The organism is Rhodococcus sp. 21391, from assembly GCF_016772255.1.
Classification (GTDB): domain Bacteria; phylum Actinomycetota; class Actinomycetes; order Mycobacteriales; family Mycobacteriaceae; genus Rhodococcus_F; species Rhodococcus_F opacus.
On sequence record NZ_CP063781.1, the window covers coordinates 3149424 to 3167543 of the forward strand.

At 65.1% G+C, this 18120-nt stretch carries 12 protein-coding genes and 5 pseudogenes; 4 read left to right on the top strand and 13 right to left on the bottom strand.

Annotated features, from left to right (window positions below; all coding sequences use genetic code 11):
* Window positions 1-219 precede the first annotated feature (219 nt).
* The 4 genes from GO592_RS14740 to GO592_RS14755 all read right to left on the bottom strand — a co-directional run bounded on the left by GO592_RS14740 (window position 220) and on the right by GO592_RS14755 (window position 3154).
* Window positions 220-1422 (bottom strand): patatin-like phospholipase family protein, encoded by a 1203-nt coding sequence (locus GO592_RS14740; protein ID WP_050998629.1) that lies wholly within the window; start codon window positions 1420-1422, stop codon window positions 220-222.
* 565 nt (window positions 1423-1987) lie between these two features.
* The gene (locus GO592_RS14745) at window positions 1988-2440 is read right to left on the bottom strand and encodes an Rv1733c family protein (protein WP_050998630.1); all 453 of its coding nucleotides are present in this window, start codon (window positions 2438-2440) and stop codon (window positions 1988-1990) included.
* A 68-nt stretch (window positions 2441-2508) separates the two neighbouring features.
* On the bottom strand, window positions 2509-2748 hold the full coding sequence (locus GO592_RS14750; protein WP_237737227.1) for an ATP-binding protein: 240 nt from the start codon (window positions 2746-2748) through the stop codon (window positions 2509-2511).
* A gap of 94 nt (window positions 2749-2842) precedes the next feature.
* Window positions 2843-3154 (bottom strand): DUF4193 domain-containing protein, encoded by a 312-nt coding sequence (locus GO592_RS14755; RefSeq protein ID WP_039951491.1) that lies wholly within the window; start codon window positions 3152-3154, stop codon window positions 2843-2845.
* 797 nt (window positions 3155-3951) lie between these two features.
* Here GO592_RS14755 and GO592_RS14760 point away from each other — a divergent pair.
* Window positions 3952-4820 (top strand): annotated as a pseudogene (locus GO592_RS14760) (universal stress protein).
* 1218 nt (window positions 4821-6038) lie between these two features.
* On the top strand, window positions 6039-8090 hold the full coding sequence (locus tag GO592_RS14765) for an NAD(+) synthase (protein ID WP_007297879.1): 2052 nt from the start codon (window positions 6039-6041) through the stop codon (window positions 8088-8090).
* 102 nt (window positions 8091-8192) lie between these two features.
* Here the strand turns inward: GO592_RS14765 and GO592_RS14770 are convergent, their stop codons facing one another.
* Complete coding sequence (locus GO592_RS14770; protein ID WP_237720447.1) at window positions 8193-8321, bottom strand: GntR family transcriptional regulator; 129 nt, start codon at window positions 8319-8321, stop codon at window positions 8193-8195.
* Window positions 8322-9173: 852 nt separating this feature from the next.
* Window positions 9174-10115 (bottom strand): acyl-CoA thioesterase, encoded by a 942-nt coding sequence (locus GO592_RS14775; RefSeq protein WP_007297880.1) that lies wholly within the window; start codon window positions 10113-10115, stop codon window positions 9174-9176.
* Window positions 10116-10266: 151 nt separating this feature from the next.
* Between GO592_RS14775 and GO592_RS14780 the strand changes: the two genes are divergently transcribed.
* A complete protein-coding gene (locus GO592_RS14780; protein ID WP_039951480.1) occupies window positions 10267-12414 on the top strand; it encodes an acetate--CoA ligase family protein in 2148 nt (715 codons plus the stop codon).
* A 398-nt stretch (window positions 12415-12812) separates the two neighbouring features.
* Here GO592_RS14780 and GO592_RS14785 read toward each other — a convergent pair.
* The 6 genes and pseudogenes from GO592_RS14785 to GO592_RS14810 all read right to left on the bottom strand — a co-directional run.
* A pseudogene (locus GO592_RS14785) lies at window positions 12813-13331 on the bottom strand (ATP-binding protein); the annotation flags it as partial.
* A complete protein-coding gene (locus tag GO592_RS14790; protein ID WP_007297884.1) occupies window positions 13328-13780 on the bottom strand; it encodes a hypothetical protein in 453 nt (150 codons plus the stop codon). The gene GO592_RS14790 and the pseudogene GO592_RS14785, both read right to left, overlap by 4 nt.
* 181 nt (window positions 13781-13961) lie before the next feature.
* Window positions 13962-14820, bottom strand: a pseudogene (locus tag GO592_RS14795) (integrase); the annotation flags it as partial.
* A 318-nt stretch (window positions 14821-15138) separates the two neighbouring features.
* A pseudogene (locus GO592_RS46275) lies at window positions 15139-15750 on the bottom strand (DUF998 domain-containing protein); the annotation flags it as partial.
* A 503-nt stretch (window positions 15751-16253) separates the two neighbouring features.
* Complete coding sequence (locus GO592_RS14805; protein WP_007297887.1) at window positions 16254-16706, bottom strand: hypothetical protein; 453 nt, start codon at window positions 16704-16706, stop codon at window positions 16254-16256.
* Window positions 16703-17275 carry a hypothetical protein gene (locus GO592_RS14810; protein WP_039951483.1) on the bottom strand — a complete coding sequence of 191 codons (573 nt, stop codon included), beginning with the start codon at window positions 17273-17275 and terminating at the stop codon, window positions 16703-16705. Before GO592_RS14810 ends, GO592_RS14805 begins: the two co-directional genes overlap by 4 nt.
* 248 nt (window positions 17276-17523) lie before the next feature.
* On the opposite strand from GO592_RS14810, the gene GO592_RS14815 reads away from it, so the two are divergent.
* Window positions 17524-17832: a hypothetical protein gene (locus tag GO592_RS14815; RefSeq protein WP_237720449.1), complete on the top strand. Its 309-nt coding sequence runs from the start codon at window positions 17524-17526 to the stop codon at window positions 17830-17832.
* Here the strand turns inward: GO592_RS14815 and GO592_RS14820 are convergent.
* Window positions 17809-18060 (bottom strand): annotated as a pseudogene (locus GO592_RS14820) (alpha/beta fold hydrolase); the annotation flags it as partial. The gene GO592_RS14815 and the pseudogene GO592_RS14820 overlap by 24 nt on opposite strands.
* Window positions 18061-18120 lie beyond the last annotated feature (60 nt).

Sequence of the window (18120 nt, forward strand, 5' to 3'; positions counted from 1 at the left end):
AGCGTCTCGGGCGCGGAGTCGGCGGCGCTCGCGTTTCGTGGTGCGCCGGCGGGGATCAGGTGGGTGAGGACGAGGTCCGAGGCGGTGACGGTGTGGGTGGGCCAAGGGCTCTGACCACTACTCTTCGTCACGATAGGCAGGCTGGCGGTAACGAAACTTCACGTTCGCGTGGTTTGCGTTCTCTGTGGGCGGTCGACAACGCGGAGCTTCGTACGCGGACTACACCGTTTTTCCGCCAGGGTCTGTGCCATGCTTGCGACCCAACTCGGCGATCTGACCAGTGAACTCCGGATCGAACAGTAAGAAGCTCAGTAAGTCGCCGCGGTCCTCGTGATCCCCACCCACCAGCCGCGCGATCACGGATGGTGCCGGGTTGCGCAGGAACCTGCGCAACGCGGAACGGCCACCCGTCACCTCCTCCGCGATCTCGCCGATGCGTCCTGCCTGTTCGAGCGGTGGGCCGGCGAAATCGATGCCGATGGGACGGTCGGCGGGCGAGACCGCCAGGCCCTGCGCGACCAACGCGTTACGGAACTCGAGTTCATGCAGATCCTCGATCATGCGATATCCGAGCATCGCCCGCAGTGCCAGCGCGGCTACACCCGCCACGTCAGGAGATACGGGCCGGCGCCGCCGACTACCTTCCGCGACGGCCGGTGGCCACACCCTCGGCTGCGTTGCGACGATACCCACGTGGTTCGCACCCAGCACCAGCGACGGTTTGATCGGGGTATTGAGCAGCAAACCGCCGTCGATGTGCCAGCCCGAGCGTTCAGGCGCACACCCGTCGCTGATGTAGATGGGCCGGAACAGGATTGGGACGGCCGCGGACGCGAGGAGATGGTCAACGGTCAGTGTCGTCGCAACATAACTGATATTTCGCCGTGCGTCGTACTCGGGCAGGGCGACCGAGTCATTCTTCTCCACGAACACCACTGTTCCGCCCGTTTCGACGGACGTCGTGGTGACGGCGACCGCATCCACCAGTCCATGGCGGATGTTCGCATGCAGCCGGCCCCACGGGACGAGCCGCTGCAGCGTCGCGCGGATCGGGGACGTGTCGAGCAGGCTGACCAGCCGTGCCCGGGGCACACCGATTGCCTGCCCCAAGAATGCCGCACCCGTCCCGAGGACACTGGAGACCAACGAGTACACATCGGACGACTCGACGTCGGTCCACAATTCGACGATCCGCTCCGCGGCAACGGATAGTCCGTCGTCGGCGAATGCGGCGAGCCCCACCACGTTGAGCGCACCGGCGCTCGTGCCGACAAAGATCGTCGGAGTCGCGCTGTGCGGGGCCATCCGAGGAAGCAGGGTCGTGATTGCACCCGCCTGGTAGGCGCCGCGCGCCCCTGCCCCCGCGACAACCAGCGCCGTCCGACCTGCTCCGTGGGGACCGCCCGCCGCCTGTCTGGGCATGCGCCAACGCTACCCGCCCGCTTCACCCGCTGAATACCAACTCAACGCCCTGGAGCGGGTCGGGTTCTGCGGGAGTCGATCTGTGGGGAAGGGCTCCGGCTCCCTCGACCGGGTCCGGAACGCGTCCGACTGCTCCCACCGGAGGCATATGGGACAACACACTGGCGCAACATCCGCGGAGAACTCGATGTGCGGACCAAGCAACGTTCGTCCTCGACCACCGGCGAGATCCCTCCCGATTTCGAGGCACCCCTACTGTCGGATCATCAAGCTGATCAGCGCTATTGCACACGGCATGCCGCGGGCTCCGAACTCGAAGCAGCTGCGAGAATCCAAGCCCCTGCTCGGTCTCGTGTACCGTCGTCGCGAGGCGTCGCACCCATCCGACCTGTCGGTCGAGGCGGTAGCGGTGGTCGGCATCGGTGCGATCGTCGAATCCCATCGGAACCTGCGCGGTTCGGTACCCTTCCAATCTCACGGCCTCCGCGAACACTGACCTGCTGGCAGCCACTGTCAAGGACCACCCACGGGCACCAAGTGTTGCGCAGTTGTAGTGCGTCGACCGTCAGCTGATCGACCATCCCGGTGTGTGTCCGAGGCTCTGCCATTCCCGCTGCCACTGCGCGCGGTGGCGTTTGTCGAGCAGCCAATGAAATCCGATCAGGAGCAGGCCGCAGCCGACCGTTCCGAGTACCAGGAACCCGAGTGCCGCACCAAGGGCCCCGATCGCGTTGTCGGTGCCGGTGTTCGGGGCTTGCATGTAGTTGCCGTCCTCGTCGACCCAGACGGTGACCGTCTGGCCGGCCCGGGCCCCGACGCCGCTGTCCACGATGCCGGTGTGCTCGGCTCCGTCGACCACCCACCGGGCGCGGACCTGGTCCTGTCCGGTCGGGCCCCGGGTCGGAGGTTCCCCCATCGGTGGGCGGGGATCGTCGAGCAACGCCGCGGGCACCTGTTGCCCGCTGGTAGCAGCCTGGTGCGCCTGGTCGGTCAGGCGGGTGTACGTTGCCGTACCGATGGCACCGGCGGACTTCTGTCACCTCCAAGGACCAACACGGAGGGGACCACCGTCCGGGCGGTGCGCAGTCACGGTTCCGGCAGCGGAGCAGTCCAGGTCAGACGGGTGCCAGTGGGTTCGTGGGGTGCCACGGTGCAGGTACCTCCGGCCTGCTCGGCCCGAACAGTCAGATTGTGCAGCCCGCTCCGCGCCACCGCCCGAGGAAGACCGACACCGTCATCGGCGACGTCGATCGTCAGGTCGTCGTCGACCGAGACGGTGACCGCCACCGAATGGGCTCGGGCATGATGTCGGCACCTGCCGGTCATCGAATGACGCGGGCACCACCTCACCCTGCCCCGCCCCGGCGGTGACCGCCGCTGACCCCGAAGGCGCACCGGCTGATCGATCCGACAAGCCGGCTCAGGTTGCGCAGTCCCGGCAGAACTTCATTCCATCCTTCGTCGCCGCCAGCCGCGAACGATGATGTACCAGAAAACAACCCGAACACACGAACTCGTCCGCCTGCCGAGGCCGAACTCGCACCGTCAACTCCCCCTCCCCCGACAGGTCCGCCCCCGGCAACTCGAACGCCTCCTCGACCGCGACGTCGTCGGCGTCCTCATCGATCACCGGCATCGGGGACTGCCGGCGACCAGGCGGCTCCTCCACCGCATCGTCGGTATCGACATCCTCGACGCGAGTACGCCGCGGTGCGTCGTAATCAGTGACCATGACGACCTCCACAACTTCCACCGCGCCAACACCCGACACGGTGACATCGACGCTAGATCCCGCAACAGCACACCGACAGAGGCCATAGGTCACTACCGTCGCCCACAGGGTCACCGGTCGGCGGCACCGCATTCGCGGACGGGAATTTTCGCCCCGGCCGATCTCGCGAGCGCAGGCCGCTACCCTGAGCAGCCATCTGGCTCCGCGGCGAGGCTGCATCCGGCGCATCCGGAGCGCTACCGATCGACCCTGGACTCGTGACCGCTCGCAGAACGACTTGATCGCCGGCCATCACCTGCCGGCTCGTCGCAGGCCCTTCCCGCTGTCACCGGCATCGCGCACTCCCCGGATTCGGTGGGCACGGTGCGCATCAGAGGTGAGGGAGGGCTGGACAGACCATGACCTGGCAGGCGCTGTGCTCGACAGTCGCAGGGCGGTCGAGCACAGTAGCGCGCGGGCACCACGTGATCGACCCCCACCGCGACCACCGGGGCACCGACGAGACGGGGTACTCGAACACGCACCACACCGCTTCGGCACCGCGCTCGGTTCCGTCCAAAGCGCCGAGCGTATGCGGCCACCGCCGATCGCGGTGGCCGTGTACACCTGTTCCGGCAACGCGTGCCCCGCAAAGGCCCGCCCACCCGGGCGCGAACGAAGCGCCCCCCGCCGCCCGGCAGGCGAGGACCTTCGACTCCTGACATCCCCAAATCGTCTGCGGGATGCTTGGTGAAGTCGGGCCGCACCGGGAGATCACACGATCAGGCGACCAGCGCACACTCACGGAGGAGGACACCATGGCCGATCCGATCGTTGTCGGAGTCGACCAACATTCGGCCCTCTCTGCAGTCACATGGGCCGCGCGGGAAGCGGTTCTGCGAGCGCGTCCCTGACGCTGGTGTCCGTCACGGCCCGCCCCGGTTCCGCCGGTGTCCCGATCGAGGCGCCCGCCGGGGTCTTCGAGGGCGCCGACGAGGACGCGGAAACGCTTCTGGCGCGAGCCAAGGCGATCGCGATGACAGTCGTACAAGGGCGCTCACTCGAGATCACTTCGGTGCATAGCAATTGATCACCCGTACCCGAACTGCTCGCGCGGGCGGAATCAGCTCGGATGCTGGTTGTGGGAACTCACCGGCATGGGCCCGTCGAGCGGCTGATTCTCGGGTCGGTCAGCGCCGCCGCTGTCGCGCACGCCCACTGTCCCGTGGCGGTCGTACGCGAACTCCCGCATGTACAGCCACACCAGATACCCGGTCTAGTCGTGGTCGGGGTCGACGGGACGGCAAGCAGCATACCCGCGATCGACCTCGCGTTCGAAGAAGCAGCACTCCGAAATGTCGACCTTGTAGCCGTACACGCATGGTCAGACATTGACCTGCACAAAGTCCGCGGCAGTCGCGATTTCGCATGGGACACCGTTCGCACGCGTGAAACCGCCGCAGTCTCCGAGGGCTTGGCAGGGCCTGTACAGGATTACCCGGACGTGAAGGTTCGACCGGTGGTCGTCGCGGACCGCCCGGCACACAATCTGCGCAAGCACGCAGAAACCGCGCAACTGCTCGTCGTGGGTCGCCGTGGTCGCGGTGGATTCCCGGGCATGTTGCTGGGATCGACCAGCAGAACGCTTACCCACTGGGTCAGTTGTCCGCTCATCGTCGTCCACTAATCGGCACACTTCACCTTCATACCCGCTCTCGAACAACAACACAGTCAGGCCGAACGACATTGTCACTGCGGTCGCCGAACGGAAGCCATGGCGGGCCGGCACTGAACATCGCAGACGCAAACGCCGACGGCGCTCCTGCGAAGTCGATCGTCCTCGCCGAACGCTGTTGCGGGCCGGGGCAAGCCGAGGCCCTCGCGGAGTTGAGCTGGGCTCAAACCAGAGAAAACATCTGATGCGATGCAAGGGGCGGGGGCGGCACGATCCGGCATGGAGATGACCTAGGACTCTTCCGGCGGGAGGACGAACAACCGCACAGTTGTACTACTAACGCCAATTGCGGAGCTCGATGGAAGCGGAAGCGGACCGACAGTCATGCCCGAAAGACAGTACCCACACCCTGTCGCCGACACTGCATACCGACGGCGACGGTGCACCGATCCCTCGTATACGTGGATTCGCCACCTACCCGGTGGTGTTCTCGTCGGCGCAGTCGTCGCAGCAATTGCCATCAGCCTTTTCATCTGGCTCGCAACGGAGCCGGGGGCATCGGCACGATGCGTCCTGCAGTCACGGCAACGCTGATACCGCACTTGTCAGACGTTCATATCGATACGCCGGCCAGGGACCGCACAATCTCGCTCGGCCGCGCCGCCGGCGGAAACACGAAGAGCAATTCGCCGTCATTCAGTCCCGTCGCGGTGTAAGGGGAGTCTGGGGAAGCGTCTCGGATCGTTCGCCTACGCTGCCGGACCAGAGCCACTGCTCTCCATCGCACGTTCCTGACCTCGACCCGTCGGCCCACGTCATGGCTCAGCTCTTGCCCGACCGACAGGAGTACGGAACCGACACGAAAGCTTGGGAGCCGGGACGCTCCCCGCTACCCGCCTGTGTCATTCATGAATTGTGCGCACTCGCCGACTGTCGGTTTCGGAGGCCGATTGCACACGCTCCGGGAGAAAAATTCGACAGCGCACACAACTTCGTTGGCGACACGTATCGGAAGTCAGGTGCATTCGTCGCGGCCGCAGAGGAACTGACGACCAGCAAGGTCGTGGTGGACGAGTGGGTGGTGCTGGTGACCACAGCGTGGTCTCGGCGCTTTCGGTCTCGCTGCCGCGCACCTGCGCGATGCGGGATCGTCTCCAATCCGGTCCGCACGTCCTATCGTGGATACGTGCAGGTGCACGGCCGCACACGGCGGGACAAGGGTGGTGATCGATGAACTTCCGCTCCAGCTATCGGCACGGTTTCCTCCGCGCGGCAGCCTGCACCATTCCCACGGCAATTGTCCAACCCGGGGTGAACGCGGTGTCCGTTCTGCGTGCCGCACGCGCCTGCCATGACGAGGGCGTCGGGTTGGCGGTATTCCCGGAACTGACACTCTCGGGTTACTCGGTGGACGACCTTCTGATGCAGGACACCGTGCTCGACGCCGCCGAGCAGGCGTTGGGTGAGGTAGTAGCAGGCTCGGCGGAGTTGTTGCCCGTCCTCCTGGTCGGCCTGCCCGCACGCCACGGGCATCGGGTGTACAACGTTGTCGCCGTGATTCATCGCGGACGCCTACTGGGTGCGGTCCCGAAGTCGTATCTGCCCACCTACCGTGAATTTTACGAGCGACGGCAGCTCGCGCCCGGGGACGACCTGCGCGGTCGCACGACCCGGCTCGGCGGAACGGAGGTGCCGTTCGGCCCCGACCTGCTGTTCGAAGCCGGCGACGTTCCCGGATTCACGTTTCATGTCGAGGTGTGCGAGGACATGTGGGTTCCCATTCCACCGAGCGCCGAGGCGGCATTGGCCGGTGCCACCGTGCTGGCCAATCTCTCCGGAAGTCCCGTCACAATCGGACGGGCCGAAGAACGCCGACTGCTGGTTCGGTCAGCGTCCGCCCGCTGCCTGGCCGCGTACATCTATTGCGCCGCAGGTCCGGGCGAGTCGACCACGGACCTGTCCTGGGACGGACAGACCCTGATCTACGAGAACGGGGTGCCGCTCGCAGAGGCAGAACGGTTCTCGCGGGGGCGCCAACGCGCCGTCGCCGACATCGACCTGCAGCTTCTGCGCAGTGAGCGGACCCGCATGGGGACGTTCGACGACAACCGGCGGCAACACAGCGCACGAGTCGAGTCGTTGCGCCGCATCACCTTCGAGTTGCGTCCCCCCTCCGAGGACATCGGCCTGCACCGCCGAATCAGCCGGTATCCCTTCGTACCCGCCGACCCCGCCCGGCTCGAACAAGACTGCTACGAGGCGTACAACATTCAGGTCGCAGGGCTCGAACAACGACTGCGGGCGCGACCGGGATCGAAGGTCGTGATCGGGGTCTCCGGCGGCCTGGACTCCACCCAAGCGCTGATCGTGGCCGCCAAGGTGATGGACCGCCTCGGCCGGCCACGACGAGACATCCTCGCCTACGCCCTGCCCGGCTTCGCCACCAGCGACCGAACACGCACCAACGCGAGCCGGCTCAGCGCGGCACTCGGCGTCGACCTCACCGAGATCGACATCACGCCGACGGCACGGCTCATGCTCAGCGAACTGGGCCATCCCTTTGCCCGTGGAATTCCGCTGTACGACATCACCTTCGAGAACGTTCAGGCGGGTCTGCGCACCGACTACCTGTTCCGCGCCGCCAATCAACGCGGCGGACTCGTCCTCGGCACGGGCGACCTCTCCGAGATCGCACTCGGCTGGTCGACCTACGGGGTGGGCGATCACATGTCTCATTACAACGTCAACTCGGGAATCCCGAAGACCCTGATACAACACCTCATCCGATGGGTCGTGACGACCAACCAATTCTCCGATGACGTGTCACACACCCTCGCGCGAGTACTGAACACCGTGATCAGCCCCGAGCTGATTCCCGCCGCACCCGGTGAGCCGCCCCAAAGCACCCAAACCACGATCGGACCCTACGACCTCCACGACTTCTTCCTCTTCCACGCACTCCGTTACGGATTCACCCCCTCGAAGACTGCCTTCATCGCCTGGCACGCCTGGCACGACCCAGCCGGCGGCGACTGGCCACCCGGATACCCGCCCTCTACCCGAGTCGCCTACCAACTTCCCGACATCCGGCAGTGGCTGACGGTGTTCGTCGAACGTTTCTTCGGGTTCAGCCAATTCAAGCGATCGGCGATGCCGAACGGTCCCAAGGTCAGCCTGGGAGGATCACTGTCCCCCCGGGGAGACTGGCGCGCGCCCTCGGACGCCTCCGCCCGCATCTGGCTCGACGAACTCGAGCGCAATGTCCCCACACACTGGGAATGATCGCCCAGCTGTGCTCTGGGAGCGCGGGCCTCGTGCGGCACGAGGACCAGCCCGACGACCAAGCCTCCAACTCGAAGATCCCGCTCTGTCCCGCACATCGAGTCATCGACAGATGCTCAGATGGAAGGACTCGCGCAGAGTATTTCGGGAAACCCCCACAGCAGAGCATATTTCTGGTTCGGACAGCCGCGATCTCGGAGGGAAGGTTCCATCGACGATGGTCTCATGCACCAGGGTCGGCAACCCGTTCCGCCGTACCGGTCGCTCAATGTGCGGGCGTTTCGGTTCGTGGGAGTTCCGTGAGGCCTCCGAGGACTACTACCGCGAGATGGATGCGATGAAACAAGACCTCATTCAGTGGTATCGGTCCGGGAACTACGACAAGCCGTGCCTGGTGGTGTGGGTTGGCGACCCGGCGAGCGATTGCACTCGACGACGGTATGGACTCGTTTGAGGTGCTCCGACAAGGCCGTGTGCCAGCGCGTATGCGCGTGCAAGCACGGGATCCGACCGAACACAGTCGGCAAGAGAGGTTTCGCACTCTGCGACGTCGCGGGTGCACTACACCACGCGGTGGGCCATGCCTGAACCCCCAACGGACGCAGGGACGAAACGCACCGGTTCCGCAGAATCGGCTAGCAGCCCTCCGACAGAGCGAGATCCCCAACCACCACGCCGACAATCGACCGCCAAGGACGTCACCGATCCAAGGGTGAAGCGAATCCAGTTGGCACAGACATTCGGGTGTGATCAGGATCGATGTACGCCTGCATAGCCCGCACACGCAACGTGATGATCGCCAGTGGGTCGAGCGAGATTCTGAATCAACGCAATATCGAGATCTTCGGCCACCGCTTCAAGAAACGCCGCCAACAATCGGCTGATGAACACCGACCAGACCCCGGCTTCACCGCGATAGCCCCGAAAAGTGGGCCACTTCGATGACGATTCTGTACTGATCGGACTGCAGATCCGGTCTCCGAGGAAAATCGGACAGATCATTTTCAGAGGGCCGGTGCGATTGGGAGGCCTCGAATTCGATAGTCGACGAGGGCCTGTCAAACTCGGGTTGGAATTGACATCTCACTGCCGAAACCCCTGTTGGGTGACTGTGGCGACGAGATCCCCTGAGGCGGAGTAGATCAGACCGCGTGCGGTACCTAGCCCGTGTGCGGTGCTGTGTGGACTGTCCTGAACGTACAACAACCATTCACCTATGTGCACGTCTTGGTGAAACCACAAGGCGTGGTCCACACTTGCCACCTTCTGTTCGCCGGAACGGCGAAGGTCACCACGTGTGTTCGCGATTACAGGAAGTAACGACCGATCGGAAGCAAACGCCACAATCGCCCGGTGCAGATTTTGTGATGCCGTAGACCTGAGCGCTTCGGCACGGAACCAGAAGCGCCGAAGCGCCGGATCGTCAGCGTCGTCTATGTACCTCACATCCAACGGCCTGGATGCGGTGCGCCACCGGGTGCGGGTCGGCCAATTTATCCCGTCCGGAGGTACCGAGGGGTCCCGGTGCCGCTGATGAAGTGGCAACAACGATTCGGGATCGGGCGACGGCGGTGGGGACTTGGAGATCACCTCTTGCAGCGGGCGAGCCTCGGTAAAGGATGCTTGGAAGGTCATCAGTTCCCGAGCTCCCTGGTGTGCGGTGACCGATCGGGTCGAGAAAGATCTTCCGTCCCTGATACGGGTGACGGAATAGTTGATGGACTCCCCCGGCCGTCCGGGACGCAGGAAGTATGCATGCAGCGAGTTCGTTATTCGGCTGTCGTCCACCGTGCCGGTAGCCGCGAGAAGCGCCTGGGCCAGTAGATGCCCGCCGAATACTCGTTGATCGAAGCCGTCTGGTGGACGTCCGACGAAGCGATCCGCAGCGACCGCAGTCAGCGCCAGTCGGTCGGCGAGTGAGGTCGTATTCACCATGCCGCGGATAGATGAGTCGTCGCCATCTACGCAATCGGTGGGTCCCGTCAGTTTCTCATCGGCTCGTCGAACGCTGCTTCCTGTCTCCATAGACAGTACTCTATAGAGTATGTAACTATGGTCACAAGGCATGGAGGCCGGTGATTCGGCGCACCTCGAATCCGAATCCGGTCGCTGTGCCGCTTCGGGCATGGGGTGCATCACCCCTTTCGCACTATTCGCTGCACAGGAGTTGACAGTTATGCAGAAGCAGTCAGATACGGCTATCGCGCGACCATTGCTCGCGCCCAAGAGTGTGGCCATTGTGGGCGCCTCGGATGATCCGACGAAGACGACGGCCCGACCGCAACAGTTCCTGGCGCAGGCCGGATATGAGGGGCAGGCCTATTTTGTCAATCCGCGGCGGGAGACGGTGCAGGGAGTGAAGGCGTGGCCGAGTTTGTCTTCGCTGCCGGAGGTTCCCGAGCACGTGTACATCATGACCGGTGCGGAGGCCGCGATCGAGGCGGTCCGCGAGTGCGCCCGCCTCGGCGTCGCTGTGGCGACGGTGCTCTCGTCCGGTTTCGCCGAGGAAGGCTCGGAGGGGCAGGAACGGGAAGATCGCCTGCGTGCCGCGGCGGCGGAAGGCACCGTGCGGGTGGTGGGTCCGAGCAGCCTGGGCGTGGTCAATCCCCGCAACGGTGTGATGCTCACGGGTAACGCCGCGTTCGGCGAACCGGACATCCCCAAGGGCGGCATCTTCGTGGCATCGCAGTCCGGCAGCGTGATCGGGTCCCTGGTCAGCCGGGCACGCGGTCGGGGAATCGGGTTCGCCGGCCTGGTGTCGACCGGTGGCGAGGCCGATCTGTCGTTGGGCTCGATCTGCGAGGCTACCCTCGACGATCCTGGGGTGACCTCGTATGCGTTGTTCCTCGAATCGCTGCGCCATTCCGAGGACCTGGCGTCGTTCGCACATGCCGCCCAGAAGGCCGGTAAGCCGGTTGCGGTGTATAAGCTGGGACGCTCGGAAGAGGCTGCCGCACTGTCGGTGTCACACACCGGCGCGCTTGCGGGTGAGGACAGCGAGTCGGAGGCCTTCTTCCGGGCCTGCGGTTTCGCCCGCGTGAACAACTTCGAGTCGCTGGTCGAGGCGCCGGCTCTGCTGAAGCGGGTCGGGCCGGCCGACCAGCCGCGGACACCCCGGATCGGTGTAGTCACCACCACAGGCGGCGGTGCGGCGATCATGGTGGACCAGTTGGCTATTCGGGGAATGACGATCGCCGGTCCGAGCGAGCAGCTGGTCGCCGACATGAACGCGGCAGGGGCTCCCATCCCCCACAGCTTGATTGCGGACCTGGGCCTGGCCGGGGCCCGGCACGACGTGGTGACCACGGCGCTGCGGTTGCTCCAGGACAGCGGTGAGTTCGACCTGATCGTCTTCGTCATCGGTTCGTCCGCCCGTTTGAACCCGGAATTGGCCGTGCAGGCGATTTCCGAGAGCGGGGGGCACGAGGTCCCGGTGGTGGCGTTCGCGTTGCCCGAGGCGCCCGAGGCCGCCGAACTCCTCAATCGTTCAGGAGTCCCGGCGTTCCGGACTCCTGAGTCGTGCGCCGATGTGGTGGCGGCGGCGTTCACACGCGTGTCGGCGACCATCGGTGAGGGTGCTCGCTTCGCCGTCGATGCGGCCGCGAACACCGAAGTCCTCGACGAGAAGGTGTCGGCGGATCTGCTGACGCGCCAGGGTGTGGCCTTCGCGCCGTCGGTGGCGGTGTCGGTCGACGAACTCGACAGCGACCTCGGGCTTCCTTTCGCCTATCCGGTAGTCGTGAAGGTGCTCTCGGACAAGGTGCCGCACAAGAGCGATGCCGGCGGCGTGGTACTCGGGGTCACCGATGACGAGGGAGTGCGGCGCGCGGCCCGGGAGATCGTGGCCAACGTCGCCGGCTACGACCCGGGCGTGGTCGTCGACCGAGTGCTCGTCCAGAAGATGGCGCCGAAGGGTCTGGCCGACGCTCTCGTGGGATACCGGGTCTCGCCCGATGTCGGGCCGATGGTGGTGCTGTCGACCGGTGGCGTGCTCGCCGAGATCTTCGCCGATTCGGCTGTGCGGCTCGCGCCGGTGGATGCCGCGACGGCGCGGGAGATGATCGACGAGGTCAAGGGACTCTCGGTCGTCACCGGATACCGGGGTCTGCCCGAGGGTGACGTCGCGGCCCTGACGGAGACCATCGTCGGCCTGTCCCGGCTGGCGATCGACGATCCCGACGTCCTCGAGGCGGAGGTGAACCCGCTGTCGATCGGTGCCGCAGGCGGGGGCGTGGTTGCGCTCGACGCTCTCGTTCGGCGGATCCCGGTGGCCGCGGGCGCGTCCGCGGCCACCGAGTCCGTGGCGGTGCCTGCACGAAGCTGACGAACTTCCCCCGCCAGCTGCCAGCTGCCAGCTGCCACCTGCCACATCCCCAGGGGATCGGGCAGGTGGCAGCGTTGCGTCGGGGGTACTGGCCGAGAGGACGTTAGGATGGGTTTCGGCCGTGCCCAGCGTGCTCAGAGACTGCAGCGGCGTACGACCGGGTGCGTACGCGAGGAGGAGCACAGGCAGATACAACATCGCCCCGGCGTGCGACACGACACCAGTTCTGGCGGGGTCAACGGACAGCGACGGGTACACGAAGTAGACTTGCCCACCAGAAAGGTGCTCCTCGAACGCAGTGATTATCGGCCCTCAGCAAGCCGTATTCTCCCAGTTCAGAGCACCTTTCTTCATGATCACACGCGGCCCGGGCATGACCAGCGTGAAAGCCCGAGGTTGGCGAGCAGTTTCTCGTCGGCGGCCTCGACGAGTTCGTTGACCAGTTTCGTCGCCAGGGTGTAGCAGACCCTGAAGCCGGCCTCGGCGGCGGCGGTGCCCAAGCCGATCAGCAGGTGCGATTTGCCAGTGCCGGAATCCCCGATCAAACACAACGGTTCGCCCTTGCGGACCCAGACGCAGCTGGCGAGGCTGTTGATGGTGGCCGGGTTGACGTTGGTGTTGGCGTCGAAGTCGAAGTCCGCCAACCATTCTGGTGTGGCAATCCGGCGGCCTTGACCCGGCGGATGCTGCGACGGCGGGCGCGGTCGTCGCATTCGGCGAGCAGCAGGTCGGCGAGGAAACCCTCGTAGGTCAGTTGCTCCTTGTGGGCGACGGTGAGCATGTCCTCGAACCGGGTGCGCACCGTCGGTCGCCGCAGATCACTGCAGGCCTGCTCGATCGCGGTGGCGGCGGCTTCGGGGGTCAGTCCACGTCGGCGCCGTACGGCGGCCGGTGGAGGTGGGGGTCGGCCCGGTCATGATGATGCTCCTTCACATGCAGAGACGGCGTCCGAGGACGGTGGCGGTCGCCGCCGCAGCAACTCGTCGTAGGGGGCGACGGTGGGAAGCGGACGCGAATCCGGTGGCAGCCCGGCGATCACCGCCTCCGGGAGGTGCTTGACCAGCCGCTCGAACGCCCCCTTGTTATGCAGACGTGCCAGCGTGGCGAACGGCGAAGTAAAAACCTTCGTGGCCAGACTGAGCCGCTCGATCTGTGTCGCGATGTAGAAGGCCTCTTCGTAGGTGGGGATGATCACGTCGATCTCGTGCTCGCGGACGATCCGCTCGAGTTCGGCGAGAAATCCCGCCGTGTCGCTCCGCAGCGACGGATAAACGAAATGATCGGTGAGGTACTTCGAATGGGTAATGGTTCCCCGGTGACAGGAAGTGATCGTCAGCGGCGTAACTCTCGCGGCCCTCGCCCGCAAGCTTACGCACCATACCCAAGGCGAACGGCATCCGCGAGCTGGTGATCAGCACCTTCATGGGTCCATCTTGCTCTTGAATTCGCAACGTCGGTAGGCCCGCCGCGTGGCGGTGCGAACCGCGCAACTCCGGCTTTCTTCACCGCTGGTGGTCACCGATTTTGCGATTTGCACGGGCGCGGAATTTTCGTCGGCGTCGGAACAACGGCGCACGAGCGCGCATGCGCGGCAACGCCGATCGACATACATGCCCTCGAACGGTGGTGCGGTGCGCAGCAACCGGATCACCCCGGGGCCGCCGGCGATGTCGTATGCGGTGACGACCTGCGCTCACCGCACGTACGCACACGGTGGGCAACTGTGAGGGTTTGTGGTGAACGGCAGCGCCCGCACCGTGCCGGTGCCTTCTTGGTCGGTCTTGGACCGCCGCAACCGCACGTGCACCCCATCGAGTCGGTGCACGGTCACGTCCCCACAGTGCCGGGCGACGAGGTCGCTGCGCCGGAACGCGCCGGCAAACCCATCAACAACATGGCACTGTCGCGGCGTTCGTGCACCTCGGCCGCCCAGCCGGTAACAGCCTGCCGAGCGGATCCGACGATGGTGACGACGTCGTCGACCAGCAACGGAACCCGCGGGCTGCGGGGCCGGTCGCCGTTCGATGCGTAATTGCGGCGGATCCCCGACAGGGTCGAGCGCACCAGGTCGTGCGTGTGCGGCGTCGGATGGCCCGCGGTCCGGTGGTGGTGGCCGATGGCGGAAACCCAATACGCCAACAACATCGGCGCATGCGCCCGCTCCCCCGCCGCATCATAGGTATCGGCGGCATCGACCAGATAAGCGGCGACCGTCACCGGATGCGCCGGGAGCTCGGTGTGCCCGTGCGTGATGCACCAGGCCTCGAATCGCCGCCATGCCGACGCATACGTGCAGCGGGTGCCCTCCGCGCGGGAAGTGGACACCGCCTGTGCGATCCGGGACACCACCGCCTCCGGCAACACCGGCGCACTCCCCCACTCAGACACGGACGCACCGGCAGCAATGCGGGGCGGCGGAGAGGTCTATTCGATCGTCACGGCCTCGCACCCACCGGCCACCACCGACAGACCACGTGCCGAAAATATGTCCGACGTGGCATTTTCGACGAACGGGATGTGCCGGCGTGATGGTGGCCGCCGTGCTTGTCTATCGCGGTGACAGCAGCGTTCCGCCTTCAGGAGGAAGGAGCAAGGGATCTCGGTGCGCGCCGGAGCGCCTACCGACGAACAGTGGTAGGTAGCCGCCGGACGGGGTGGGGTTACGGAGATGGCCAACGGGCTACCTCTACGGGACAACGGCAGGTCAGGGGGCTTCCGGTAGCGGGACCGCGTAGTAGCGGTGCGCGGGTGGAAAGCACGCAGCGAGAACTCGACATTGCGGAACACCGTGCGGCGTGCCAGCCCCATCAGGACCGCCATGCCGGTCACGGCCATCCACATCGGCAACGGGTAGAGAGCGAGACGCTCCCCCAGGCCGAAATGCAGCGCCTGACCCAGCATGAGGCCGGCGCCGACCAGGCCCGCGAGTGCGCACAGCGCGGACCACAGGGCAACCAGCCGCTTCTCGTGCCACATATGCCAGGCGATGAGCACGAGCACCACGTGGCGCGCCACGAAGCCCGGCAACACCGCCGACCAATGGATGAGCGTTCCATCGTTCGCCGGAAACAGTCCGGTGGCAGCGGTGCTGACCGCGATGATCGCGGCAAGCGAGAATATCCACTTCTTGTCCCGGCCACTTCTTATGTGCCGATGAAGAAACAACGCACCGAGGAGGGTGAGCACCCCGAGCGCAACGAACGCCGAATTCATGACGTCGTGCATCGGCGAGCAGGATCCGACTTCGCAGGTCGTCACGCCCAGGGAGCTGATCGAGTCCTGCGCGAAGCTGTAAGGCGTGCTCCACGCCGCCGCGGTGAACACCTCCGCCAACAAGTAAGCGAACGAAAGTACCCAGGCCGTGCCAGCAGCTGCGTGGCGAAGATTATCTGTTCTCGGTGACGTTCCGGCGGGGTGCGGATTGGTGATAGTGGATTCTCTCTGTCGAACCAGATGTGTCGAGTGAAGCCGGAAAGAGCCGGCCCGGATGATCTGCGTGACCCTACGACCCGTACCTGAGAACGCTGTCCGAAATGTCTGCATGGCCAGCCTCCACTGTGTATCAGGTCGTACTTGCCGGGGATCGGGCTCTACGCCCGGCGTCGTCGGTACATTGACGGTGATTCAAAAGTACTGGTGCGCAATCACTTCAAGGTTTCCGTTGACAAATCTCCGTTATCGGCCGTGTCCTTCGCCGAGGTGGCCGGGACCCTTCGGCGCCCCCGTCCCGCACGCCGGGCGGACACGACCAGCCCAAGCAAACGCAGTTGGCCAGACCGCGGCAGGATGCGGTGGTCTTCGGGGGAACTCCGCAGCTCGTTGCCCCGGCTCTGTACTCCTCAGAGCGCGAGCAGCCGCTGGAAGAACTCGCGGTAGCGCTTGAGCGCGATACGAAGATCCTCCGTAGAGCCCTCTTCGCCCCGAGCCCACTGCTCCTCGAGCCGCGAACGCGCCTCCGAGAACCCGGTCGTGAGCCGGTCGACGACATCGGACACGAGACCATCGGCCCTCTGAACGCACTCTCTGGGATCATCGACGAAGCCCGCCTGAACCTCGTCCCAACGCAAACGGAGGACCGACAACTCGTCCTCAGCGAAAAGCGATTGCCGGGAAGACGATTCGGCTGTCTCGGTCGATGAGTGGGTTCCCTCAGCCGACGGGACAGCCCCCGCATTCGACGAGCCGGTTGTCCCGACCGAGGGCTCGGTCCCGATCGAGCCGGTGGTCTCGGTCGACGATTCGACCCCCCTGGTCGAGCCGATCCCCTCGGGTTGCTGATCCTGGGTAGTCATGCGCGCGCCTCCTTCGGCTTGTCCTTGTTCTCGTCCGTCTCGAGCAATTTCTCGAAGAGCGCCCGGTAATGCACAAATGCCTCGCGCTGGTCCTCGGTACCGACGTCGCCCTGCTCCTGTGCGAGGTAGATGCCGTGCGCAGTTCGGTAGTTTTCGACGATCTTCGGATGGTCGACCGAAATGTCGGCCGCCCGCTGATCGAAGTCGTCGATCGGGTAGCCGCGCTCGCGCATGACCTGGATCACGAGCCGGTCCGCAGCACCCACCGCGCTCGACGGATTGTCGACGAACTCGATCTGCACCGTCCGCCACGAGTCGGCGTACTTCGCTTGCGCCTCGGGCGTCAACGGGACGATATCGAGCTTCTCCCGCTTTCGTTCGCGCGCGGCCAGTTCGTCCTCCGCGGCGTCTAGGTCGCCGACCTGTCCCACAGTGCGCTCGTATTCGGGACCAAACCGTCCCCTCAGCCGTTCCGTCCGCTGACGACTGCTCACCGAGCGGGAGGCGATGACCGCCACCACGGCGATCACGACGATAACCGCGATCAAGATCCATCCCCAAATAGGCATTTCTTTGAGACCTCCTCGTCCTTCGGACGAATACCCGAACGGCCTATTCGGAAACGGCGATTGCGCTGCACCCCGCAGGTCGGCGGGACACCAATCTGTGCGGCGACCACCGGCAAGTCCGATGTTCGAATTCTGGCGCCCTGAGAGGCAAAAGGTCGCTACGAAAGGGGCCAGCGCGTTCGAACCGGTTCGTCGAGCAGGCCGAGCTGCGAGTCAGTCAGGCACCGTTCTTCTTCGTCTGTGCCGGGATCGTTCTGGCGTGGCTGATCAGCTTGCCATGGTGGACGGACCTCAAGACCTGGCAAGTCGCCATTCATACCGTTGCGAGCGTTTTCACGCTGCTGTTGGTGGTATTGCTCGGGAACACGGCCGCCGCGCGAGCGAGGCCTCGCAAGGGAAACTCAATGTCATGGCCGCGCTGCGGGCATCGTCCGCGTTCGACGACCCACCCCGAGCTTCGAACGGCCGCGGATCACTGCGGGAAGCTGTTGGGCTCGAAGTGCGCCACTGAGATGTGGTGGTACGGGGATTCATCAGCGGCCACGGGGGAATTCTGAAGCCGAATCGAGGAATTCGTCGAGCACGCGGAAGAACAATGCCGGTTCGTCGAGTTGAGGGAAGTGACCTGCGCGGGGAAAGATCTCGACGCGACTGTGGGGTACGACGCGGCGCAGGTTCTCGGCGTGTGAGGCGGGAATCATTCTGTCTCTGCCACCCCACACCAGCAGCGCCGGAAGCGACTCGAACTTCGAGAAATGCTGCGCCGCGCTAGCACCACGATGTCCTCAGGTTCGTCGACGTCGGAGCGGGACCCCCTGTGGTACTCGTACACGGCCTCGAGCTTG